At 68.9% G+C, this 23,998-nt stretch carries 17 protein-coding genes; 6 read left to right on the forward strand and 11 right to left on the reverse strand.

Annotation, left to right across the window (positions count from 1 at the left end; genetic code table 11):
- The first annotated feature begins 45 nt into the window (after positions 1 to 45).
- The 3 genes from gluQRS (at position 46) to phaR (ending at position 2,442) form a co-directional block, all read left to right on the forward strand.
- Entirely contained in the window at positions 46 to 966 is a 921-nt protein-coding gene (gene gluQRS, locus C1927_RS14290) for a tRNA glutamyl-Q(34) synthetase GluQRS (RefSeq protein ID WP_079222541.1), read from the forward strand.
- A 17-nt stretch (positions 967 to 983) separates the two neighbouring features.
- Positions 984 to 1,724 carry an acetoacetyl-CoA reductase gene (phbB, locus tag C1927_RS14295; protein WP_079222542.1) on the forward strand — a complete coding sequence of 247 codons (741 nt, stop codon included), beginning with the start codon at positions 984 to 986 and terminating at the stop codon, positions 1,722 to 1,724.
- A gap of 184 nt (positions 1,725 to 1,908) precedes the next feature.
- A complete protein-coding gene (gene phaR, locus C1927_RS14300) occupies positions 1,909 to 2,442 on the forward strand; it encodes a polyhydroxyalkanoate synthesis repressor PhaR (RefSeq protein ID WP_079222543.1) in 534 nt (177 codons plus the stop codon).
- Positions 2,443 to 2,638: 196 nt separating this feature from the next.
- On the opposite strand, the gene C1927_RS14305 is transcribed toward phaR, so the two are convergent.
- The 6 genes from C1927_RS14305 to C1927_RS14330 all read right to left on the reverse strand — a co-directional run bounded on the left by C1927_RS14305 (position 2,639) and on the right by C1927_RS14330 (position 10,232).
- Complete coding sequence (locus C1927_RS14305) at positions 2,639 to 3,583, reverse strand: TraB/GumN family protein (RefSeq protein WP_108747052.1); 945 nt, start codon at positions 3,581 to 3,583, stop codon at positions 2,639 to 2,641.
- Between the two features lie 2 nt (positions 3,584 to 3,585).
- Positions 3,586 to 4,515 (reverse strand): DUF1684 domain-containing protein, encoded by a 930-nt coding sequence (locus C1927_RS14310; protein WP_079222545.1) that lies wholly within the window; start codon positions 4,513 to 4,515, stop codon positions 3,586 to 3,588.
- A 25-nt stretch (positions 4,516 to 4,540) separates the two neighbouring features.
- On the reverse strand, positions 4,541 to 6,466 hold the full coding sequence (mutL, locus tag C1927_RS14315; protein WP_108747053.1) for a DNA mismatch repair endonuclease MutL: 1,926 nt from the start codon (positions 6,464 to 6,466) through the stop codon (positions 4,541 to 4,543).
- Between the two features lie 140 nt (positions 6,467 to 6,606).
- Positions 6,607 to 8,187, reverse strand: a complete 1,581-nt coding sequence (locus C1927_RS14320; protein ID WP_108747054.1) for an N-acetylmuramoyl-L-alanine amidase — start codon at positions 8,185 to 8,187, stop codon at positions 6,607 to 6,609.
- Between the two features lie 81 nt (positions 8,188 to 8,268).
- Positions 8,269 to 8,751 carry a tRNA (adenosine(37)-N6)-threonylcarbamoyltransferase complex ATPase subunit type 1 TsaE gene (gene tsaE, locus C1927_RS14325; RefSeq protein WP_108747055.1) on the reverse strand — a complete coding sequence of 161 codons (483 nt, stop codon included), beginning with the start codon at positions 8,749 to 8,751 and terminating at the stop codon, positions 8,269 to 8,271.
- Positions 8,748 to 10,232, reverse strand: coding sequence for an NAD(P)H-hydrate dehydratase (locus C1927_RS14330; RefSeq protein ID WP_079222549.1), 1,485 nt, complete (start codon positions 10,230 to 10,232; stop codon positions 8,748 to 8,750). Before C1927_RS14330 ends, tsaE begins: the two co-directional genes overlap by 4 nt.
- Before the next feature lie 23 nt (positions 10,233 to 10,255).
- On the opposite strand from C1927_RS14330, the gene queG reads away from it, so the two are divergent.
- On the forward strand, positions 10,256 to 11,326 hold the full coding sequence (gene queG / locus C1927_RS14335) for a tRNA epoxyqueuosine(34) reductase QueG (protein WP_079222550.1): 1,071 nt from the start codon (positions 10,256 to 10,258) through the stop codon (positions 11,324 to 11,326).
- A 45-nt stretch (positions 11,327 to 11,371) separates the two neighbouring features.
- A complete protein-coding gene (gene xseA, locus C1927_RS14340) occupies positions 11,372 to 12,703 on the forward strand; it encodes an exodeoxyribonuclease VII large subunit (RefSeq protein ID WP_079222551.1) in 1,332 nt (443 codons plus the stop codon).
- Positions 12,704 to 13,327: 624 nt separating this feature from the next.
- Here xseA and C1927_RS14345 read toward each other — a convergent pair.
- Complete coding sequence (locus tag C1927_RS14345) at positions 13,328 to 14,224, reverse strand: M48 family metallopeptidase (protein WP_079222552.1); 897 nt, start codon at positions 14,222 to 14,224, stop codon at positions 13,328 to 13,330.
- 89 nt (positions 14,225 to 14,313) lie between these two features.
- Positions 14,314 to 16,185 carry a formylglycine-generating enzyme family protein gene (locus C1927_RS14350; RefSeq protein ID WP_108747056.1) on the reverse strand — a complete coding sequence of 624 codons (1,872 nt, stop codon included), beginning with the start codon at positions 16,183 to 16,185 and terminating at the stop codon, positions 14,314 to 14,316.
- An 84-nt stretch (positions 16,186 to 16,269) separates the two neighbouring features.
- Between C1927_RS14350 and rnd the strand changes: the two genes are divergently transcribed.
- Positions 16,270 to 17,349 carry a ribonuclease D gene (gene rnd, locus C1927_RS14355; RefSeq protein WP_108747057.1) on the forward strand — a complete coding sequence of 360 codons (1,080 nt, stop codon included), beginning with the start codon at positions 16,270 to 16,272 and terminating at the stop codon, positions 17,347 to 17,349.
- 260 nt (positions 17,350 to 17,609) lie between these two features.
- On the opposite strand, the gene C1927_RS14360 is transcribed toward rnd, so the two are convergent.
- The 3 genes from C1927_RS14360 to C1927_RS14370 form a co-directional block, all read right to left on the reverse strand.
- Entirely contained in the window at positions 17,610 to 18,743 is a 1,134-nt protein-coding gene (locus C1927_RS14360) for a hypothetical protein (RefSeq protein WP_159095363.1), read from the reverse strand.
- 127 nt (positions 18,744 to 18,870) lie between these two features.
- The gene (locus C1927_RS14365; RefSeq protein WP_108747059.1) at positions 18,871 to 21,198 is read right to left on the reverse strand and encodes a TonB-dependent receptor; all 2,328 of its coding nucleotides are present in this window, start codon (positions 21,196 to 21,198) and stop codon (positions 18,871 to 18,873) included.
- Between the two features lie 189 nt (positions 21,199 to 21,387).
- A complete protein-coding gene (locus tag C1927_RS14370; RefSeq protein WP_108747060.1) occupies positions 21,388 to 23,946 on the reverse strand; it encodes a Cache 3/Cache 2 fusion domain-containing protein in 2,559 nt (852 codons plus the stop codon).
- Positions 23,947 to 23,998 lie beyond the last annotated feature (52 nt).

The raw sequence follows: 23,998 nt of genomic DNA on the forward strand, positions 1-23,998 counted from the left end.
GTCAGCTTGAATTCAAGCGCCAACCTGACCGACGATTCAGCCAGCATGACCTCGCCTATCCCCTGCGGCCGCTTTGCGCCCTCGCCCACCGGCCTGCTGCACCCCGGTTCCCTGCTCGCCGCCCTCGGCAGCTGGCTGCTTGCGCGCCATCACGGCGGCCTGTGGCGGCTGCGCATCGAGGATGTCGACCCACCCCGCACCGTCACGGGCGCGGCGCAGTCACAATTGCAGGCGCTGGCCGCCTTCGGCCTGGATCACGACGGCCACGTGCTCTGGCAGAGCGAACGTGGCGATGCCTACCAGGCCGCGCTGGACGTGCTGCTGGCCAGCGATCTGGCCTTCGTCTGCCACTGCAGCCGCAGCGAAGTGGCCGCCAGCGGCGGCATCCACCATCGCTGCGTGGCGCGGCAACCGCGACCGGACCCCGCCGTCCGCTTCCGCGTGCCACCGGGCAGCGTGGTGCAGTTCGAGGATGGCCTGCGCGGCCTGCAGACCCAGGATGTGCATGCTGACGTTGGCGATTTCGTGCTGCGCCGCGCCGATGGCTGCTGGGCCTACCAACTGGCCGTGGTGGTGGACGACGCCGCACAGGGCGTCACCGAAGTGGTGCGCGGCGCCGACCTGCTCGATTCCACCGCGCGGCAGATCCTGCTGCAGCAGGCGCTGGGGCTGGCAGTGCCGCGCTACTGGCACCTGCCCCTGCTGCTGGATGCGCCCGGCCACAAGCTGTCCAAATCGCTGGCCGCGCTGCCGGTGGACAGCGCGCGGCCGGTACCGGTGCTGCGCCAGCTGTGGCAGCTGCTGGGCCAGGCGCCGGCTGCGCTGGAGGGCATCGACGAGGTACACGCGCTGCTGGCCGCCGCGCGCCGGGCCTTCGACCCCCAGCGGCTGCCACGCAGCGACATCCTGCTGCCACCGGGCGCACTTTCCGCGCCGATGTTGCAGAATCCCCTTTCCCCCACCTGAAACCCGGACAGCATTCCATGACTTCTCGCGTCGCACTGGTCACCGGCGGAACCGGCGGCATCGGCACCGCCATCTGCCAACGCCTGGCCGACCAGGGCCACCGGGTCGCCACCAATTACCGCGACGAGGCCAAGGCCCGCGCCTGGCAGCAGGCCATGACCGAACGCGGCTACAACGTGTCGATCTTCCCCGGCGATGTGTCCGACCCGGACAGCGCCGAAGCGCTGATCCGCGCGGTTGAAGCCGAGCTGGGCCCGGTCGAGATCCTGGTCAACAACGCCGGCATCACCCGCGATACCACTTTCCACCGCATGCGTGCGGACCAGTGGCACGACGTGATCAACACCAACCTCAATTCGGTGTTCAACGTCACCCGCCCGGTCATTGAAGGCATGCGCCGCCGCGGCTGGGGCCGGGTCATCCAGATCAGCTCGATCAACGGCCTGAAGGGCCAGTACGGCCAGGCCAACTACGCCGCGGCCAAGGCCGGCATGCACGGTTTCACCATCTCCCTGGCGCGCGAGAACGCCGGCTTCGGCATCACCGTCAACACGATCTCGCCGGGCTACGTGGCCACCGACATGGTGATGGCGGTGCCGGAGGAAGTGCGCGCGAAGATCATCGCCGACATCCCCACCGGGCGCCTGGGCAAGCCGGAGGAAATCGCCTACGGCGTGTCCTTCCTGGTGGCTGACGAGGCCGCCTGGATCACCGGCAGCAACCTGGACATCAACGGCGGCCACCACATGGGCTGGTAAGGCCGCGCAGGCACCGGCAGCGGGCACGCGAAGGCCCCCTGCCGTTGGTCATGCTGCGCAGCACGCAAACCCTTGCTGCGCAACATGATCGGGCGTGAAACCCAAGCCCGGCGGGGGCTGCGGCGGTTGCCAAGGCTTGTGCACTGCGCCATGCTGCACGTCTACAGTGACGAGTGACCGCTTCATGGCTGCGACCCGCATCATCAAGAAGTATCCGAACCGCCGTCTCTACGACACCGAAATTTCCAGCTACATCACCATAGAGGATGTGCGCCAGCTGATCCTGGACGGTGAAGACTTCGAGGTCCGCGACGCCAAGAGCGGCGATGACCTGACCCGTTCGGTCCTGCTGCAGATCATCGCCGACCAGGAACAGGACGGCGAACCGATGCTGTCCACCCAGCTGCTGAGCCAGCTGATCCGCTTCTACGGCGATTCGCTGCAGGGCTTCATGGGCAACTACCTGGAGCGCAGCATGCAGGTCTTCCTCGACCAGCAGCAGCAGTTCCGCCAGCAGATGGGCAACCTGCTGGGCCAGACCCCGTGGGCGATGATGAACCAGCTGACCGAGCGCAACCTCGAGCTCTGGCAGGAATTCCAGCGCAACATGGGCACCGGCTTCGGCGGCCCGCGCCCCGGCGGTACGGGCACCGGCACCGGCACCAAGCCGAACGAGCCGGGTACCGGCACCGGCACCGGCGGCAAGACCCGGCGCTGAGACCACCGCCCAGCCCCAAACGAAGACGGCGCGCCCTGAGGCGCGCCGTTTTGTTTTGGATGCCGGCATCCCAGCGGGTAGAGTCGACCGTTGGTCGACTGCTCTTCGGTAGAGTCGACCGTTGGTCGACTATCGCGAAGCGCGGGCATTTCCGCCATCCGACCGAAAAGCAGTCGACCAACGGTCGACTCTACCCTCAACGTTTCGGCTTGCACCCCGTGCACACGCGCTCGACCTTGTAGCCCTTGGCCTTCAGCTTTTCCACGACGCCGTCGCTGCCCAGCAGGTGCAGGCCGCCGACCACCACCAGCGCGCCGCCCTGCCCATCCTGCAGGTACGGCAGCAGCTTGGGCACCCAGGCATCGTTGCGCGCGGTGTTGATGCGCTGGTAGAGCTGCGGGTACTGCTGGCGCATTTCCACCGCCATCTTGTTCCACAGCAGGCGGTCATCGCCACGGCGCCAGGCGTCGTGCAGCATCAGCGACTGTGCATCGCCCTTCTCGGCCTGGTCCAGCGCTTCGGCCATCATCTGCCGCTGCTCCTGCAGGCTCATGCCATCGAGCAGGTTGATCTGGCTCTGCATGTCCTCCAGCCCGCCGGTCTGCTTGCCCGCCTTCTTCGCCTGCGCCATGAAATAGCGGTCCAGGCCGAGGTTCGCATCCAGGCCCATCTTCTGCATCTGCCCGATGGTGATGTTGAGCGCGACGAACCAGCTCTTCATGCCCTGCAGCTGCGCCAGGGGCAGCTTGTTCTGCGTGGCATAGGCCTGCAGTTTCTGCCAGGTGGCATCATCCAGGTCACGCTTCAGTTCACTGCCATCGCGGCGGATGGCGGTCTGCACCATCTGGGTGGCGGCCTGGGTCGATTCCATCTCCTCCGGCGACACTTCGAACAGCACGCGCTTGGACGCGGTGAAGGCCTGCTCGACATCGGCCGACAAGGGGTAATCGGTGGGCTTGAGCAGGTGGAACGAGCCAAGCAGGTAGACGCGGGCATCGCCCGGGCCGGTCACCTTCCACAGCAACGGCACCGGCGGCTTGGCGGCCGGCGCTTCGGCTGGTGCGCCGCGGGCGGCGGCCAGGGGAGCGACCGCGCAGGCCAGCAACAGCACGGCACCGCGCAACAATGATCTGATCGACATGGTCAGCCTTCTCCTTCAGGCAGGTGATACGCCTTCTCACCAGCGTCCACGCGCAGGTCCAGCCGGTTTTCCGGCGGTGCCAACGGGCAGGTCGCATACGGGGTGAAAGCACAGGGCGGGTTGTAGGCGTGGTTGAAATCGATGCGCACGCTGCCATCGGCGGCCGGTGCATCGATGTCCAGGTAGCGCCCGGCCGGGTAACTGCCGTGGCCGCTGGTGCGGTCGGCAAAGACCAGGAACAGGGGCTCGCCCGGCGCGCCGATCGCTTCCAGCCGCCAGCTGCGCCCGTCGCGTTCGAATTCCACCGCGCCGGCATTGGGCATTTCGGTGGTCAGGCCGGTGATGTCCACGATCGGCAGGGTCTTGCCAGCGGGATGGGCGATGAAACGTGCCTGCACCTGCCAGCCGGCACCGCCTGGCCAGTACTGCAGGCCGGCGAAATCGCGGCGCGCCGCGGCGTCGGCATGCTTCACCCGCAGCGCATCGCGCGGGCCGCGACGGATGATGCTCAGATGGCCCTTGCCGCCATCGAAGGCGAGCACGGTGGGCGCCGGATCCTTGTCGGTGTTCATGCGCACGCGGCCACGCACCGGCTGGCCGTCCTGGCTGACATCCACGCCGGCTTCGGGACTGAACCACCACTGGTCGCCCTCGCGCCGCAGCAGGCCCAGCTTGTCCGGGCCCACGCCCAGGCGGATGCCGCTGCTGGCGCCGCTGCCGATGAAGTGCGACTTGTACTGCAGCCAGTGCAGGCCGACCAGCGCCGTCCAGCCGTCGGGCCGGGTCAGGTCTTCATAGCGCTGCACGCGCCATTGCTGCTGCGCGGCCGCGAACGCCGGATCTTCCTTCACCACCGCCACAGGCTCCGGTGACGGGCTGCAGGCGGCCAGCAACAAGGCGACCAGCAGTCCGCCCACTCCCCGATAACGCATGGATGCTCCCTCGATGTTGCGCCGCTCAACGGCCGCGCAGGAACCAGCGGTCGATCTCCGCCAGCGAAAAACGTGCCCAGGTCGGTCGCCCGTGGTTGCACTGGCCCGAGCGCTCAGTGATTTCCATGTCGCGCAGCAGCGCGTTCATTTCCGGCACGGTCAGGCGCCGGTTGGCGCGCACGGCGCCGTGGCAGGCCATGGTCGACAGCAGCTCGTCGCGCGCACTGGCGATGCGCCGGCTCTGGCCATGCTCGCGCAGGTCGGTCAGCACGTCGCGCAGCAGGCCTTCCGGCTCGGCGTTGGCCAGCAGCGCGGGAATGCTGCGCACGTGCAGCGCGCCGGGGCCGGCACGGGTGACCTCGAAACCGAGCGCGGACAGCGTCTCCGCCTCGGCTTCAGCGGTGTCGGCCTCGCGCTCGCCCACGGCCAACGTGATCGGCACCAGCAACGGCTGCGACTGCAGGCCGATGCCATCGTGTGCGTTCTTCAGGCGTTCGTAGCCGATGCGCTCGTGGGCGGCATGCATGTCCACCACGATCAGGCCTTCGGCGTTCTCGGCCAGGATGTAGATGCCATGCAGCTGCGCGATGGCGTAGCCCAACGGCGGCACGCCGGCGTCGGCACTGGTCACCGGCAGGCCGTTCCCGCTCGGCATCGGCGGCAGCGCGCTGCTGCGTTCGCCTGCACCGGGTGCGGCATACAGTGCGGCATAGGCGGCGGGCGCATCGGCGACCTGCAGGCCCAGCGGCTGCTGCGGGCGCCAACCGGAGAAACCGCCACCGCCACCACCGCCGCCCGATCCCGGGGCCGCGCCGCGCACCAGGCCAAAGCCCGACGCACCCGCGCTGGACGGCATCGGCGCGCTGGACGGCATCGGCGCGCTGCCGACATCGGCAGGATGGGCCGGACCGGCGCCGATCTCCTGTGCGGAAACGCCGGCACGGGTGTCGGCCAGCGCATCCTTCAAGGTGCGGTAGACGAAGTCGTGCACCAGCCGCGAATCGCGGAAGCGCACTTCGTGCTTGGCCGGGTGCACGTTGACGTCGACCCGGGTCGGGTCCAGTTCCAGGAACAGCACGTAGGCCGGCTGGCGGCCGTGGTAGAGCACGTCGCCGTAAGCCATCTTCACCGCATGGGCGACACTGCGGTCGCGCACCGAACGGCCATTGACGTACAGGTACTGCTGGTCGGCGCTGGCCCGCGAATAATGCGGCTGCGCGATCCAGCCATGCAGGCGCAGGCCGGCACCGGTGTGGTCCACGCGCACGGCCTGGTTGGCGAAGTCCTCGCCGAGCGTCTCGGCCAGGCGCGCATCGGAATACAGGTCGCCGGGCTTGTAGCGGCGCGAGGCCTTGCCGTTGTGCGAGACGCGCAGCTCGACATCGGGGCGGGCCAGCGCCAGCGAGCGCAGCCACTCTTCGATATGGCCCATTTCAGTGCGCTCGGCACGCAGGAACTTGCGCCGCGCCGGCACGTTGTAGAACAGCTCGCGCACTTCCACGGTGGTGCCCGGCGCATGCGCGCGCGGGGTCACTTCGCCGATCTTGCCGCCTTCGATCTGCAGCGCCGAGCCGTGCTCGTCATGCGCGCGGCGCGAGGCCAGGGTGAAACGGCTGACCGAGGCGATCGACGGCAGCGCTTCGCCGCGGAAGCCAAGGGTGGCCACCGATTCGAGGTCGTCGAGGTCGGCGATCTTGCTGGTGGCGTGCCGCGAGACGGCCAATGGCAGCTGTTCGGGGGCGATGCCACTGCCGTTGTCGCGGATGCGGATGAGGCGCACACCGCCCTCCTCCAGATCGATGTCCACGCGGCTGGCGCCGGCATCGATGGCATTCTCGACCAGCTCCTTGACCACCGACGCGGGCCGCTCGACCACTTCGCCGGCAGCGATCTGGTTGATGAGGATTTCCGGCAACGGCCGGATCGGGCGCGGATGGGTAGCAGACGTCATGCGGGGATGATAACGGAGGCACCGCAGGTAGAGTCGACTGTCAGTCGACTGCTCCTGGCCGGGCACCGAAAAACCCCGCGCTGCGCGCGTAGTCGACTAACAGTCGACCCTACAGAAAGCAGTAACCCGCCTTCGGCGGGTTACTTGCTGCCGCCGGCCATGGTGGCGGCGGCGTCGATCTCGGCCTGGGCGCGGGCCGCATACAGCGTGCCCGGCGGCGGCTGCCGGCTGAAGAAGGTATGCACGCCATCGAGCACCGCGCCAGCGACCTTGCGCTGGTAGGCCGGGTCGATCAGGCGACGCTCTTCGTCCGGGTTGGAGATGAAGGCGGTTTCCACCAGCATCGCCGGCATGTCCGAGGTGCGCAGCACGGCGAAGTTGGCGCGCTCGAGGTTCGGCTTGTGGTTGTTGCCGATCCGCTTCAGGCCGCCCAGCACGTGGCCGGCCGCGTCTTCGGACGCCTTCATGTAGCCGCTCTGGGCCAGGTCCAGCAGCACGTTGGCCAGGGTGCCTTCGGTCTGCTGCAGGCGCACGCCACCGACCAGGTCGGCCGCGTTTTCCTTGTCGGCCAGCCAGCGCGCGCGCTGCGAAGAGGCACCCTTGGTGGACAGCACGTACACCGACGAACCCGTGGCCGAACGGTTCTCGGCGGCGTCGGCATGGATCGAAATGAAGATGTCGGCCTTGTTGGCGCGCGCCTTCTGCGCACGCATCGGCAGCGGGATGAACACGTCGCTGTCGCGGGTCAGGTAGGCCTTCAGGCCCGGCGTGGCGTTGACCTGGCGGGCCAGTTCACGTGCCACCGCCAGGGTGACATCCTTCTCGCGCTTGCCGGTCGGGCCGATCGCGCCCGGATCCTGGCCGCCATGACCCGGATCGATGGCCACCACCAGGTGGCGCATGCCCGGCTGCATGCGGATGCGCGAGGCATCGCTGGGCATGGCCGGCCGCGGTGCTTCGGCCGGCGCAGCGGCCGGCGCAGCGGCCGGCGCAGGCGTCGGTGCCGGTGCGGCGGCCACCACGGTACGGGTCGGCTGGCCGGCAAGGATCGCGGCCGGCGAAGACGACGAAGACGGCGGCGGCGTGCTGCCGGCACTGATGCCCGCAGCGGCCACCTGGGCCGGGGTGGTGGTCGGGGCCGGTGCAGGCGCAACCGGTGCGGCGGCGGTAGCGCTGGCCTGCTGCTGCACCTGCGCGGTCAACAGCGCGGTGGCACGGGCGGCATCGCCACGCGACTGTGCCGTCTGTGCGGCAGCCATGCTGGCGGCGGAAGGGGCGACGGGAGCAGCGGCCGCAGGCGCGGCACGGCTGGCGGCGGTGGCTGGACCATCGCCCGGCCATTCGATCACCAGCCGGGATTCGTTGCCTTCGCGCTGCATCTGCGGGCGGAACGGCGCCACCGATGCGGCTAGGTCGAAGACGACACGGAAAGTGCCCGGAACCGGCTGTCCGGTACGGACGGCGGTGACCACGCCCTGCGCGGCCGGCATCTTCAGGTTGTGCACGGCGCTGGAATCGGGGAAATCGATCACCAGGCGGTTCGGCGAGGACAGCGACAGGGTCTTGTAGCCGCCGCTGCCAACCAGTGAGATTTCCGCACGGGTGCCGGTCGCGCCGGTGTTCAGCTGGACCTGGCGGACCTCACCGGCCCACGCGCAGACGCTCGCCAGACCCAGTCCGACGGCGGCACAGATGGCGATGAGACGGTTCCCCAGGCGCATGGTCAGGATTCAATCACCGCGCTGAACGGAATGCAACACCTTTTTCCTTAATAATCCGTAACCTGCCGGTGTTTGTTCTCGTCAGCCCACAGAAATGGCCTGCAAGTCGCCCCCGTCGGGAAGCCGACCGAGCCATTCACGCCCGGCGTCGCTGGCCCCAGTGAGACGGACGCGTCGGCCCTGCCCCTCGATCTCCAGCGCCACCACCAGATCGGTGGGCGGGAGGGCGCCGGCGCCGCGCTCGGGCCATTCGACCAGCCACAGCACCGCGCTGCCCTCGTCCAGGCCAAGGAAATCCAGTTCGCCCGCCTGGCCGATGCGGTACAGGTCCAGGTGCCACGCTTCGCCACCGCTGGCCAGCGGGTAGCGCTCGACCAGGGTGTAGGTCGGGCTGCGGATCGCGCCCTGCACGCCCAATGCACGCAGCAGTGCGCGTGCGGTGGTGGATTTGCCGGCGCCGAGATCGCCCCGCAGCTCGACCAGCGCCTGCGGCGGACGGGTGGCGGCCAGCCACTGGCCCAGCAGTTCGGTGGCTTCGCTGTCGGCCAGGAAGAATTCAGTCATTGCGGCAGTTCCGGGTTGGCCAGCCGCCGCAGGGGCGCCAGCAGATCAGTAGGGAGCAGGCCGCGTGCGCCATCGAGGGCGGCGGCATCGCCGGCCAGCGCATGCAGCAGGGCACCGCACGCGGCGGCGTCGAAGGCATCCAGGCCCTGCGCGCGCAGGCTGGCGATGATGCCGGTGAGCAGGTCGCCCATGCCACCCACGGCCATGCCGGGGTTGCCGGCGGCAATCAGGCGCGGGGTCTGGCCCGGGGCGGCCACGATGCTGCCCGCCCCCTTCAGCACCACCACCGCGTGGTAGCGCTCGGCCAGCGCCTGCGCGCAGCGGTAGCGGTCGGCCTGGATCTCGGCCGTCGTGCATTCAAGCAGCCGCGCGGCCTCGCCCGGGTGCGGGGTCAGGATGGCATCGGGCAGCGCGCGAGGGTCGCGGGCCAGCAGGTTCAGGGCATCGGCATCAATCACCAGCGGCTTGCCACAGTCCAGCACACGGGCAAACAGGGCGCGGGCCCAGTCGTCCTGGCCCAGCCCGGGGCCGATCGCCACGACACGGGCCTTGTCCAGCAGGTTCGGCAGCACGTCGCCGTCTTCCAGCGCGTGCACCATCGCCTCCGGCAGCCGCGCCAGCAGCGGGCCGACGTGGTCGCCACGGGTGCCGATGCTGAGCAGGCCGGCACCGGCGCGCAGGCCTGCCTCGGCGGCCAGGGCGATGGCGCCGCCACTGCCGTGGTTGCCTCCCACGCACAGCACATGGCCGGATTCACCCTTGTGGGTGTTGGCGCGGCGCGGCGGCAGCAGGCGGGGCAGGCGATCGGCCGCCCAGCGCTGCGCACTGGCGCTCACGCCTTCCCAGGACGCGTCATCCAGCTCCAGCGGCGCAAGCCGGCGCTGGCCGACATGGTCCAGCGCGCCACCAGTGAACAGCCCCCGGTGGTTGGCGATGAACTGCAGGGTGACCTGCGCGCGTACCGCCACGCCAGGCACCTGGCCGCGATCGGCGTCCACGCCACTGGGCACATCCAGCGCAAACACCGGCGCATCCTGGGCATTGATCGCCTCGATCAGCGCGCGGGCATCACCTTCCGGTGCGCGGTCCAGTCCCAGCCCGAACAACGCATCCACCAGCAGATCGCACGCCGGAAGCGCACCGTCCACGGTTTCCACCTGGCCACCTGCGTCGATGAACGCTGCGGCCGCCTGCCGGGCCAGCGCCGTGGCCGGCGGCTTCCCGGCCAGCACGAACAGGCGCACCTGCCGGCCTGACTGCAGGGCATGCGTCGCCAGCACGTAGCCATCGCCCCCGTTGTTGCCACTGCCCGCCACCACGCACAGCTGGCGGGCATCGGGCCATTGCTGCAGCAGGCACTGCCACGCGGCCAGACCGGCCTGGGACATCAGGCCCCAGCCGTCGTCGCCGGCCAGCGCGGACGCGCGTGCATCCAGCGTGCGTGCAGCGGCGGTATCAAAGAGAAGGGAGAGATCGGGCATGCCGGGATTTTATACTGGTGCGCATGTTCCCCGTCCCCGCCCCCCTCGATCCAGCCCAGGCCGTCTCGCGCATCCGTGAACTGGCCCGCGCGCACGGCTTCCAGCGCTGTGGCATCGCCGGCATCGAGCTGGGCGAGGATGAGGCACACCTGGCCGACTGGCTGGGCAAGGGCCTGTACGGCACGATGGACTGGATGGCCCGCCACGGCACCCTGCGCGCACGCCCGGCCGAGCTGCTGCCCGGCACCGTGCGTGTGATATCGGTGGGCATGGATTACAGCCACAAGGACGACACCGAAGCCTGGGCCACCCTCGCCGATCCGGGCCGCGCCTACGTCGCGCGTTACGCACTGGGCCGCGATTACCACAAGCTGATGCGCAACCGCCTGCAGAAGCTGGCCACGCAGATCAACGATGAAGTGGCGCCACTGGGCTATCGCGTGTTCGTCGATTCGGCGCCGGTGCTGGAACGTGCGCTGGCACGCAATGCCGGGCTGGGCTGGATCGGCAAGCACACCTGCCTGATCGACCGCCACGGCGGCTCATGGTTCTTCATCGGCGAGATCTACATCGACATCCCGCTGCCGATCGATGCGCCTGCCACCGCCCACTGCGGCACCTGCACGCGCTGCATCGACATCTGCCCCACCCAGGCCATCATCGGCCCGCAGCGGCTGGATGCACGACGCTGCATTTCCTACCTCACCATCGAACACGACGGCGCCATTCCCGAAGACATGCGGCCCCTGATGGGCAACCGCATCTACGGCTGCGACGACTGCCAGCTGGTCTGCCCCTGGAACAAGTTCGCCAAGCGCACCGACGAGGCGGATTTCCGTGCGCGCAACAACCTCGATACCGCACGCCTGGACCAGCTGTTCGCCTGGGACGAGGCCGAATTCCTGCGCCGCACCGAGGGCAGCCCGATCCGCCGCAGCGGCCATGAACGCTGGCTGCGCAACATCGCGGTGGCCCTGGGCAATGCACCGGCCTCGGCCGAGGCGCTGGCCGCCCTGCATACCCGCATCGACGATCCTTCGCCGCTGGTGCGCGAGCACGTGCAATGGGCGCTGGCCCAGCACGGCGCGCGCTGACGTGCGATCCTGAGCGCCCTGCTCCGCCCGCCATCCGCCGTACCCATGCAGCCACGCAACAACGACGTCCTCACCCCCAGCCAGCTCAACACCCTGGCCCGCGACCTGCTGGAAGGCAGCTTCCCGGCGATCTGGGTCGAAGCCGAGCTGGGCAGCGTCGCCCGCCCCGCATCCGGGCACCTGTACTTCACCCTGAAGGACGCACGCGCGCAGCTGCGCGCCGCCATGTTCCGGATGAAGGCGCAGTACCTGAAGTTCGTGCCGCGCGAAGGCATGCGCGTGCTGGTGCGCGGCAAGGTCACCCTGTACGACGCCCGCGGCGAGTACCAGATGGTGCTGGACCACATGGAGGAAGCCGGCGAAGGTGCGCTGCGCCGCGCCTTCGAGGAACTGAAGGCACGCCTGGAGGCCGAGGGCCTGTTCGACCCGGCACGCAAGCGGCCGATGCCGGCGCACGTGCAGCGCCTGGCAGTGATCACCTCGCCCACCGGCGCCGCCGTGCGCGACGTGCTGAGCGTGCTGGCCCGCCGTTTCCCGCTGCTGGAAGTGGACCTGCTGCCGACCCTGGTCCAGGGCAGCACCGCCGCCGCGCAGATCACCCGCCTGCTGCAGGCCGCCGATGCCAGTGGGCGTTACGACGTGATCCTGCTGACCCGCGGCGGTGGTTCGCTGGAGGATCTGTGGGCCTTCAACGACGAGGCACTGGCCCGCGCGATCGCCGCCAGCGGCACGCCGGTGGTGTCGGCGGTGGGTCACGAAACCGACTTCAGCCTGAGTGATTACGCCGCTGACCTGCGCGCGCCGACGCCGTCGGTGGCCGCCGAACTGCTGGTGCCCGACCAGCGCGAACTGACCCTGCGCCTGCGCCGCACCGCCGCGCGCATGGTGCAGCTGCAGCGGCACACGATGCAGCAGGCGATGCAGCGCGCCGACCGCGCCCTGCTGCGCCTGAACGCACAGAGCCCGCAGGCGCGCCTTGACCTGCTGCGTCGCCGCCAGCTCGACCTGGGCCGGCGCCTGCATGCAGCATTCAACCAGCAGCAGGAGCGCCGTGCAGCGCGCCTGCGCCACGCAGCAGCAATCCTGCGCGGTCACCATCCGCAGCGCCAGCTGGACGAGATGCAGCGGCGCCTGGCCGCCCTGCGCGGCCGCCCGCAGGCGGCGCTGCAGCGCTTGCTGCAACGGGACGCATTGCGGCTGCGTGGGCTGGCGCGTTCGCTGGAGGCGGTGAGCCCGCTGGCGACGGTGGCGCGTGGCTACAGCATCCTGACGCGCCGTGATGACGGCACGCTGGTGCGGCAGGTCGGGCAGGTACAGCCGGGGGATGCCCTGCAGGCGCGCGTCGGTGACGGCGTGATCGACGTGCTGGTCAAGTAAGGGGTTGTTCGGCAGGGCTTGCAGCCCTGCACCTGCTGCAAATCAACAGCAACGTCAAAAGCCGAAGCGGCATTCCGTGGGATGGCGGGGCACTGTGGGTTTGCGGGGACGCCGTAAATACGTCCATGTAGGCTTGGTCGCCGCATCCATGCGGCTCACACCCCGCAAACCCACAGTGCCCCGCCTTCGACAGGTTCACGCGGCTGTTGGGAACTGCTGGTGGTGGGTGCCGACCGTTGGTCGGCACATCTGTCAGATATCGAATGAATTCATCCACGCATGGCGTGGATCTACTGGCAACTGCGGCTGTTGGTAGGTGCCGACCGTTGGTCGGCACATCTGTCAGATATCAATATCCGATCCCGTGCCGACCAACGGTCGGCACCCACCAACAGCAGCGTCATGCCGTTCCGACAGATCGCGGAAAACTGTCGAAGGCGGGGTGGGTCCGGTTGAGGGGGTGTGAGCGCCATGGATGGCGCGACCAAGCCCCCATGGATGGGTTTACGGCGCCCCCCTCAACCGGACCCACCCCGCCAACCCACGGAATGCCGGCTTTTGACGTTGACGTTGACGTTGATTGAGCAGGTGCAGGGCTGCAAGCCCTGCAAAACAAACAACACCCTACTTCGCCTGCTCGCAGAACTTCTGCCGGTACTCCAGTGCCTTCGGCATCAGCGCCTGCAGGTTCTGGATCCGGGTACCCGGGTTGGGATGGGTCGAGGAAAACTCCGGCGGCGACTGCCCGCCACTGGCCTGCCCCATCCGCTCCCACAACGGCACCGCCTCGCGCGGATCGAAGCACGCCGCCGCCGCCAGCATCAGCCCCACCTCATCGGCCTGGGTCTCGTGGCTGCGCGCATACGGCAGCAGATAACCGTAGCCCATCGCCGACATCATCATCTGTTGCTGCTGCGCATCCATGCCGCTGGCCGCGCCCGCCATCTGCCCGATCTGCGTCAGCTTCTGCTGCGCCATGCGCTGCGCACCATGGCGCAGCAACGCATGGGCGATCTCATGGCCCATCACCACCGCCATCGCATCGGTGGTGCGCGCCACCGGCACCAGCCCGGTGTACACCGCCATCTTGCCGCCCGGCAGGCAGAACGCGTTGGCCTGGTCGGACTGGATGACGTTGACCTCCCAGTCGAAGTCACGGGAGAAGTGCCCGGGCTGCACGCCGTGCTCCTGCGCCAGCGCGGTCTCCACCACGTCCACCTTGGCGATCAGGCGCTGCGCGATGGCGCGGATGTCGCGCGAAATCTGCGCGTTCGGATCCAGCGGCCGCTCCTGCGACAGGATCTCCTGATACGCCTGCAGGCCCAGCGCTTTTTCCTGGCTGGCATCCAGGGTGCTGTCGATCAGCACCTTCTCGCCGGTGTAGGGGTCGACCGAGCGGTTGGAAAACCAGTAGAACGCCGCATAGCCGGCCGCCAGCAGCAGCACCCACCAGCGGATGTTGCCGAACAGGCCGCGCCGGGGGCCCTGTTGCGGCGAGCGGGAAAAGGGATCGTTGCGCATCGACAGGCCTTCCAGCAGACCCCGCCGGCCGGCGGGCACGGCGCAATCTTAGTGCGCCGCCGCCCAGGGCGGGTGAAGCCGCTGCGGGATCAGATGCCGCGCACCAGGCGGAAGCCGATGCGCGCGCTGGTGGTGTCCGAATCCTGCGACTGGCGCCAGGCGGCGCGGGTCTGTTCCGGTGCGTTGGCCCAGTTGCCACCGCGGATGACCCGCGAGCGGCAGCCCGGGTTGAACCACGCCGCGCCATCGGACGGGGCGCGCCGGTAGCTGGCATGCCAGCAGTCGGCCACCCACTCGCTGAGGTTGCCGGACAGGTCGTGCAGGCCGAAAGCATTTGCCTGGAAGGTGGCCACCGGTGCCGGGCCCCACCAGCCATCGCCGTAGCCGACGAAGGCGTTCTGCCAGTGCCGGCCCGAGGGCGAGACATCGCGGCTGCCGGTGTAGTTGCCGTTGCCTTCCGGCGGCAGGCCCGCATCGCCCCAGGGGTAGCGGCCACTGTTGCCGCCCCGCATCGCGTACTCGAACTCGGCTTCGCTGGGCAGCCGGTAGGAACGGCCGGTCTGCTCGGACAGCCACGTGGCGTAATTCTCGGCGTCGCGCACGCTCACGTGCATCACCGGCGAATTGCCCATCGCCCGGCTGCCGTCGTAATCCGAGCGCCAGTCCACGCCGCTGCGGCGGATGAAGTTGCCGCTGCGCTCGTCGTAGACCACCGAATGGCCGCGCCGGGTCGCGCGCGGGCGGGCGTTGGTCGCCTTCACGTAGCGCTCGAAGTCGCTCACGGTCACTTCGGTGATGGCCATCGCAAAGCCGCGTTCGAAGCGCACGTAGTGCGAGGGCCGCTCGGCGTCGGTGGCACCGGGCTCGGTATCGCCGGCGCCCATCTGGAAGCCGCCATGCGGCACCACGATCATCTGCGGGCCACGGCCGCCGTCACGCAGTGCATCGCTGAACACCTGGCCGGGGCGGAAGCTGCCGTAATGGGTGGCCAGGTCGATGCGCTCGCGCAGCTGCGCCACCACCGGGTCACCAGGCAGGGCGATGCGCAGCGCTTCGGCCAGTTTCTCGCGCGCCGGCTTCAGGCCCTGCGGCGTGGTCAGGTCGCGCAGGCCACCGTCACGCAGCTGCACCAGCGCCGTGGCACGGATCTGTTCGATGCGCTCGAAGGCATCGGCGATGGTCGGCGAGGAATCGCGCACCTTGCTGGCCTCGGCCAGCCAGGCACCGGCACTGGCGAAGTCTCGCGCACGCGCGGCGTCCTCCGCACGGCGGATCAGCCCACTCTCTGCCGCCGCGAGGCCCTGCCGCGCACGCCGGTTGTCCTTGTCCAGGGCCAGCGCTTCGCGGAAATTGGGAATGGCACCGTCGCCGTCCTCGCCGATGCGGTCGGCACGCAGATCATCCTCACCGGCACGGTTGTAGGCCACCACGCGCTGCGCGGTCTCCACCCGGCCCTGCAGCGCGCGCACCTTGTCGTCCTTCGGCGCCAGGGTCAGCAGCACCAGCGCCTGCCGGCTGGCTTCGGCCAGCGCCTCGCGCTGCTTCAGCGGCCGCGCCAGCAGCGCGTCGGCCTGCTGCAGCAGGCGTTGCCGGGCCCGCTGCAGGCCGTCGCGGGCCTGGCGATCGTCCGGATCTTCCTCCTGCACCGCCAGCCACAGCGGGATGGCCGCGTCGGCATCCTCGTACAGGTGGTCGCGGGCGAAGGCCTGCCCGGCAGCACGGCGCATCTGCGCCTGGCTGCGCTGCTGCCGGTCCACCCGGGGCGGCGTCCACTGCTGGATGTCCTCGGCCGCGTCGTCATCGGCGATGGTGACGGTGCCCTGCCCCGGCGCGTCCGCGGGCTGGGCCTGCGCCGGACGCTCCTCATCGGCCCCGCTGGCGGGCACCGGGGGCGGCGGCGTGCAGCCGGCCAGGGCAACGGCCAGGGCGGTGCACAGCGCGGACGACAGCGGAAAACGCAAGCGGGGGCTCCTTCAACACGGATGCGGACCGACGTTAGGCTATTCTCCCCTGCCTGAGCAAACCCGAGTAGTAGGCCCTGACACGTGGCAACCTGGATCACCACCCCCGCCGAGCTGGACACGTACCGCCAGCAGCGCCCGAGCCGCATCGGCCTGGACACCGAATTCATCCGTGAACGCACCTTCTGGCCGCAGCTTGCGCTGGTGCAGATGGCCGTCGGCGATGACATCCTGCTGATCGACCCGCTGATTCCCGGCATGCCCGAAGCCCTGGCCCCGTGGCTGGCCGATGAATCCATCACGAAGGTGATGCACAGCGCCAGCGAAGACCTGGTGGCATTCAAGTGGACCTGCGGCGTGCTGCCGCGGCCACTGTTCGACACCCAGATCGGTGCAGCACTGGCCGGCATCGGCGCCGGCATGGGCTACCAGAAGCTGGTGCAGGAAATCACCGGCGTCGCCCTGGCCAAGGGTGAAACCCGCTCGGACTGGATGCGCCGGCCGCTGTCCGATTCGCAGCTGCAGTACGCCGCCGACGACGTCGAGCACCTGTTCGCGCTGCATGACGCCATCGACGGCAAGCTGCAGGCGCTGGGCCGCCAGCAGTGGCTGCACGATGATGGCGAGCGCCTGCTGGCCAGCGTGGCCAACGATGAAGAGCGCTGGCCGCACCTGGGCATGCGCGCGGCGCAGTTCCTCGATGCCGCGGCCCAGCGCCGCCTGCTGCGCCTGCTGCGCTGGCGCGATGTGCAGGCACGTAGCAGCGACCGCCCGCGCAGCTGGATCCTGGACAACGAGCTGGCCGCCACCCTGGCGCGCACGCCGCCGGCCGACGAGGCGGCGCTGGGCAAGCTGTTCGAGCAGTTCCCGAAGGCACCGCGCAAGCTGGCCGGCGCGGTCTGGCAGGCCCTGTCCACGCCGCTGGACGACGAAGCCGATGCACCGCTGGCAATGCAGGCCAGCGATACCAACAAGCAGCTGCTGAAGAAGCTGCAGGACGCGGTGGCTGAGCGCAGCCGCGAGCTGGGCCTGGCCGACGGCGTGCTGGCCTCGCGCAAGCACCTGGAAAGCTATCTGGAACGTCGCCAGTGGCCCGCCGCGCTGGCTGGCTGGCGCCAGCAGGAACTGGAAGCGCGCCTGCAGGCACTGCTGCCGGCGCGTTGATGGCGCGGCGCCAGTTGGGGCCGGCTGCACCGCCCAGAGCAGTCGACTGACAGTCGACTCTACCGGCCTGCGGCGATCCTCACCGGAGGCCGACTGGAACGCGCGCAACGCGGCCGTGCTGCGGCGATCCTCACCGGAGGTCGGCTGGGTAGAGTCGACCGTTGGTCGACTATCGCGCGCAGCGCGACCGGACTGCTGCACCGCCCAGAGCAGTCGACTGAAAGTCGACTCTACCTGGGCTCTGCCGTCCTCACCGTCGCTCAGACGTAACCGCGTTCCTTCAACCGGCCCCAGCGCTCCGGCCCGATCGCCCGGCGCAGCCCGGGCAGCGGGTCGATGCTCCCCGTGTTGTCAGCCACGGCCACCACGAAATCATCGGTGGCTGTGAGCAGCGCGCGGCGTTCGGGCGCGTCCAGCCAGGCCGCCACGTTCTTCAGCACGCGCTTGGCCGACGCATCGCTGCCGCGCATTTCCATGTACTGCGAATGCCGCTTGCAGGCCTCGACCAGCGCAACATCGTCGAACCAGCACTCATGCGCATCGCCCTGCACGCCACGCATCTCATCCGGCGCCCACAGGTAATAGGCCACGTCCTCGCCACGCGCCAGCACCGCCTCGCGGTAGGGCTGCCGGCCCCACACCAAAAACGGCGGCCAGGCCGCGGTGAAGTCGCTTTCGGTGAAGCACAGCAGCAGGCAGTACAGCGGCTCATCGCGCGGGATGAGCGGCAGCTGGGCCGCAATCGCCTCGATCAGCAGGCGCTCGACGTCAGCGGTGACCGTGGCCAGCGTCTCGCCCGGGCGTGGCCGCTGGTACTGCAGCCGGCGCTGGCCGGTGGCGCGTCCATTCTTGTCCAGGTACTCCAGCACGATGCGGTCCAGCTGGCCGGCATCGTTGTAGCTGTAGACATCCTGGCACCACCAGGTGCGTCCGGTCGTGCTCCAGTTGCACATCACTTCGCGCAGCAGCCGGTCGCCCTGCCAGTGGTAGGTGCGGTCGATGCCGCGGCCATTGTCCACCAGGTCCAGTGCCTGCAGGCGCCCGCCCTGCTCGCGGAATTCCCAGGCGTCGCTGATATGGCCGCCTTCATGGAAAGTGAGGTAATGGCGGCAGTCCTGCTGGTGCAGCCACACGCCGATGCGACCGGACGGGCCGCGCTCGAACACGATGCGCCCTTCCCCATCGAGGCCGTGCTGCACGTGCTTTCGCGCATCCGCCTTTGCTTCGGCCACCCAGCGCGGCGCTGGCGTGCCCGTGGACTCGCGCGGGAACGGCGTGATGTATCCCATCGATGCGGTTGCCCAGCGCCAGCTGACCACCTGTGCTTCGCAGCGCGCCTGCAGCGCGAGCGCAGTGATGGGGTCGGCATGGTCCTGGTACAGGGATTTCAGCATGGTCGAGATCCATTCAACACGGCGCGCGAACATAGCATGTGCCTTCGCGCCGTCGTGGCACGCAGGTCGCGGAAACGACAACGCCCCGCAGTGCGGGGCGTTGCCGGTGGCTGCATGACGCCAGCGCTTACCAGTTCATGTTCAGCGAAACACCCACGGTGCGCGGTTCGTTGTAGACCGCGGCCATGTAGTTCTCGATCACGCCCTTGAGGTTCTTCTCGTTGGTGATGTTGCGCGCGAACAGCGCCACTTCGTAGGCACCGTAGTTGCCGGAGTAACCCAGCTTCAGGCCGCCTTCGAAATCACCCTTGGAGTTGAATTCCTTGCTGTCGTACAGGACGAAGCTGGTGTAACCCTGCTTGTTCCAGTCGGTGGACACGAACATCGTGCCGGCATCGCTGACCGGGAAGTCGTAACGGGCAGCGAAGTTCACGTTGTACTTCGGCGCGTTCGGCAGCGGATTGCCGTCGATCTGGGCGAAGGTGTTCGCACCGACCTTGATGGTCGGGTCATTCACGGTGCACACCACCGCGCCGTTCAGTGCACAGACCTGCGCATACACGCGCTTGTCCTGCACTTCGCTGTGCAGCAGGCTGACGCCGGCGCTCAGGGTCAGGTTCGGGATCGGGCGCAGTTCCATGTCGGCTTCAAAGCCGTACGCCTTGGCCTTGTCTGCGTTGAACAGCACGCCATTGCCGTCCGAATCGTTGCCGTTGAGCTGGATGTCGTTGACGGTGTAGGTGAACGCCGTGGCGTTCAGGCGCAGGCGGTTGTCCCACAGGCTGCTCTTCACGCCCGCTTCCCACGACAGGATCGTTTCCGAATCGGCGGTGGTGAAGTCAGCGTTGAACACCGCCGAACGGCCCTGGATGGTCGGGCCGCGGAAGCCACGGGCGACCTTCGCGTAGACGCTCACGTTCGGGTTGAACTGGTACATCGCGCTCAGGTCCCAGCTCGGGGTGGTATCGGACATCTTCACGTCCGTACGGCCCTTGTAGGTGACCACGCCGGCAGCGGTGTCAGCGGTCTTCAGCAGGCGGGTGTGCTTCTCGTCCTTGGTCTGGCGCAGGCCGGCGGTGATGCTGAACTTGTCGGTGAAGGCGTAGCTGATCTGGCCGAAACCAGCCCACGAGGTGTTCTTGTTGCGCAGGCGCACCCAGTTGTTCGGGTTGCGGGCCGCGCCCTGCAGGAACCACGCGCGCTGGTAGAAATCGGTGGTGTCGCTGCCGTTGAAGTAGAACGCACCGGCCTGCCACTGCAGGGCGTTGTCATCGTGGCTGGCCAAGCGGAATTCCTGGGTCCACTGGTCAAGGTCGCGGATCTGGCCCATCGACTGGCCGTAGCCGTTCGGCACGCCGTTGACCGGGAAGTTCACCGCTGCGCCGCCGTCGGTGTCACCACGGCTGTAGCCGGAGGTGGTTTCGTAAGCGGTGATCGAGGTGAAGTCGACCGCGCCGAAGTCATAGCGCGCCTTCACCGAGCCGCCGTAGGTCTTGTAGGCCTGCGGGTTGTTGTCGGCTTCGTCGTAGGCGACCTTGTCGCGCGGCACGTCGGTCTGGTTCGAGCCCTTGGTCAGCGCGTTGCGCAGGAACAGGGTCGAGGTGCCTTCGTAATCGCGGGCGTGGGCCGAGGCCAGGATCGAGAACTGGTCGCTCGGGGTCAGCAGCAGCTGCGCGCGCACGTTGCGGTCATCGAAGCCGCCCATGGCGTTCTTCTTCGGGCTGACCGTGCCATCGGCGCTGGGGCCGGTGTAGGTGTTGTCGACGTAGTCGTCGCGGTGCTGGTACAGGGCCGACACGCGGAACGCGGCGACATCGTTGATCGGGCCACCGAAGCCGCCGTCGATCGAGACGCTGTTGTAGCTGGCATAGCTGGCGCTGACGCGGCCGCTGTAGTCTTCGCTCGGCTTGATGGTGTCGAACTTGACGATGCCGGCGGTGGTGTTGCGGCCGAACAGCGAGCCCTGCGGGCCGCGCAGCACTTCCACCTGGTCCACGTCATAGACCGGGTTGGACTTCAGCACCACGTGCTCCAGCACCACGTCGTCCTGGATGATCGACACCGGCTGCGAAGCACCCAGGTAGAAGTCGATGTTGCCCAGGCCGCGGATGTAGAAGCGCGGGAAGATGCGGCCGGTGGTGGTTTCCGCATACAGGCTCGGCACGCGGCCGGACAGCGCCAGCAGGGTGTCGTCGCCGCCGGCGGTGAAGTCGCGCATGCGCTCGCCCTGCACCACGCCCACCGATACCGGCACTTCCTGCAGGTTCTGCTCACGGTGTTCGGCGGTCACGGTGATGGTGTCCAGACCGGTCGGGGTCGGCGCGCTGTCCTGCGCGGCGGCACCGAAGCTGCCGACCAGGGCCAGGCCGGCACAGGCCAGGGCCAGCGGGTGGCGACGGAAAGAAACAAAGGACGACATGCCCGACGAACGGCGGGAATCGGTATGGGAAGGCATCGAGAGCTCTGAGGAGGCATCCGTGCGGCCTGCGCGAGCCGGGCGGTAGAAAGGGGAGACACTGCGCAAGCGTTCATTATCGCCCGAATTGTTACGATTTCGTTGCGCACCCCGTCGCAGTCAGGTTCCCGCCCACTGCGGCAAAGTGGGGGCGGCAGCGAACACCACCGCCCCCGGGCCCTGCTCCCCTTACACGCCTGCAGCCAACGGAGAACGTGCCAGCACGAAGCGACCGGCCGCCTCCTGCAGGGCATGCGCCTGGCTGCTCATCGCCCGTGCCGACGCCGACGCCTCCTCCACCAGCGCGGCGTTCTGCTGGGTCACGCCGTCCATCTGCACGATGCTCTGGTTGACCAGCTCGATACCGGCGGCCTGTTCCTGGCAGGCATGGGCGATCTCGCCCACCAGTCCCCCCAGTTCGGTCACCGATGCCACCACGTCCTGGATGGTCCGCCCGGCATCACCGGCCAGTACGTTGCCTTCGGCCACCCGGGCGACCGAATCCTCGATCAGCCCCTTGATCTCCGCGGCGGCCAGCGTGGAGCGCTGCGCCAGCGCGCGCACCTCACTGGCAACCACCGCAAAACCGCGTCCTTCCTCGCCGGCCCGCGCCGCCTCAACCGCCGCGTTCAACGCCAGGATGTTGGTCTGGAAGGCGATGCCATCGATCACCGCGATGATCTCGGCGATGCGCCGCGATGCCGCGTCGATCAGGCCCATCGTCGCCTGCATCTCCGCCATCGCCACGCCACCGCGCCCGGCCACCTGTGCCGCCTCGCTCGCCAGTTGGTCGGCGCGGCGCGCATGGTCGGCGTTCTGGCGCACGGCCGAGGTCATCTCCTCGATCGACGCCGCCGACTCTTCCAGGTTGGCCGCCTGCTGTTCGGTGCGACGCGACAGATCGTCGTTGCCCGCAGCGATCTCCGCTGCGGCCAGGCTCACCGCGCCTGCCGCCTGCTGGATGCGGCCGACGATGCCGGTCAGCGCACCCACGGTGGCATTGGCGTCCCCGCGCATGCGTGCGAACACGCCCTGAGACTGGCCATCGATGCGATGCCGCAGGTCACCTTCGGCCAGGTTGCGCAGCAACCCCGAAAGCGCCATCAGGTTCTCATCGGCCGTGCCCATCACACTGTTCAGGCCCTGCACCATCTGCCGGAAATCGTTGGCAAAAGCCTGCGCATCACCGCGCACGCTGAAGTCGCCAGCGGCAGCGGCCGCCACCAGGCGCTTGATCTCGCCGTTGATGCCCTGCAGTTTCGAACGCACGCCATTGAGCGCCTGGGTGATGGCCACCTGTTCGCCCGGCAGCACGTCCATCGTCTGCTGCAGGTCACCCTCGGCATAGCGCTCGACCAGCGCAACCATGCGCTGCTGGGTCTGCAGGTGTGCGGCCACCAGCGCGTTGGTGCCGGCCACCATGGCGCGGAATTCACCCTCGAAGGCCTGTTCGTCGATGCGGTGGCTGACCACACCGGCCGCGTGGTGTTCGCCCATGGCCGCCTGCGCCTGCAGGATCTCGCGCAGCTTGGAGCGCATCTGCTGCAGCGAACCCAGCACGCGGCCGACCTCGTCGTCCCGGCGCACCTCGATCTCGCGATCCAGGCGCCCGCTTGCCACGTCACGCGCGACCTGCGCGGCGGCGGCCAGCGGGCGACCCAGCAACCGGCGAACCACCAGCACGATCAGGGTCACCACCGTGGCCAGTGCCAGCGCAGAGATCAGCGCGATGCGCAGCATCAGGCCGTTGAGCACATCATCCAGCACCGACTGCGGCTCGAGGCCCAGCACCAGCCACTGCCACGGGCCGTAGCGCTGTGCCGAGGCAAACCACGCCTGCTCGCTGCCACCCGCAGCCGGGCTCAGATGCAGGCGTGCCTGCGTGCTGCTGCCGTCCAGCAGCGCCTGCAGCGCCGGCAGGTCCTGCGCGGCCACCCGCTCCTGCAGCAGCCCGCCCTCGCCGTCGGTGGCGGCCACCACGCGGCCGCGCTCCTTGCCGGCGCGGGTATCGAGCACGATGAAGCGCCCTTCGCGGCCCAGCGTGGCCTCGCGCAGGCGCGCCTTCAGCGCGGCCAGGCCCTGCGAATAGTCCTGGCCGACGAAGGCGATGCCGGCCACGCTGCCATCGGCGGCGCGGATCGGCATGTAGTGGGTCATGTAATCGGTGCCGAACAGGTGCGCCGGGCCGGTGTAGCCCTGCCCGCCCAGCACCCGCGCATACGCAGGATTGGCGTGGTCAAGCACGGTGCCCAGCACACGCTCGCCCTGCGCGTTGCGCAGCGACGTAGCCACGCGCACGAAATCATCGCCATCGCGCACGAACACCGTCGCCACGCCACCGGTGGCGTCGGCGAAGCGATCGACTTCGGTCGACGCCGGGCCGATGGCCTGGCTGCCCAGGCGCAGCGTCGGCGTGCTGCGGCCGGCCACATCGATGGTTGCGGTGCCATCGGCCTGCGCCTCACCCTGCGGCAGCATCGCGCGGAAGGTACCGGCGATGCGCTCGGTGCTTTCGCTCAGGCTGCGGTCGTACAACTGCACCGAATCGCGCATCAGCACGGTGGCGGTGTCCAGGCCAGCGCTCACGCGCTGCTGGTAACTGTCAGCGGTGTCGCGGTAGATCAGGACCGCCAGGGCGGCGAAGGCGACGGTGGTGATCGCGGCCATCAACAGGGCAAGCCGCGAGGCGATGGTCAACGAACGGCGCGGCGGCGAAGCAGAGAAACGGGAGGCAGCAGGGGTCATCATGGAAAAACGGATCCGTGGAAGGGAGTGCTCGAAAGCGCATCCCCATTAACGG

The organism is Stenotrophomonas sp. ZAC14D1_NAIMI4_1, assembly GCF_003086775.1.
Lineage (GTDB): Bacteria > Pseudomonadota > Gammaproteobacteria > Xanthomonadales > Xanthomonadaceae > Stenotrophomonas.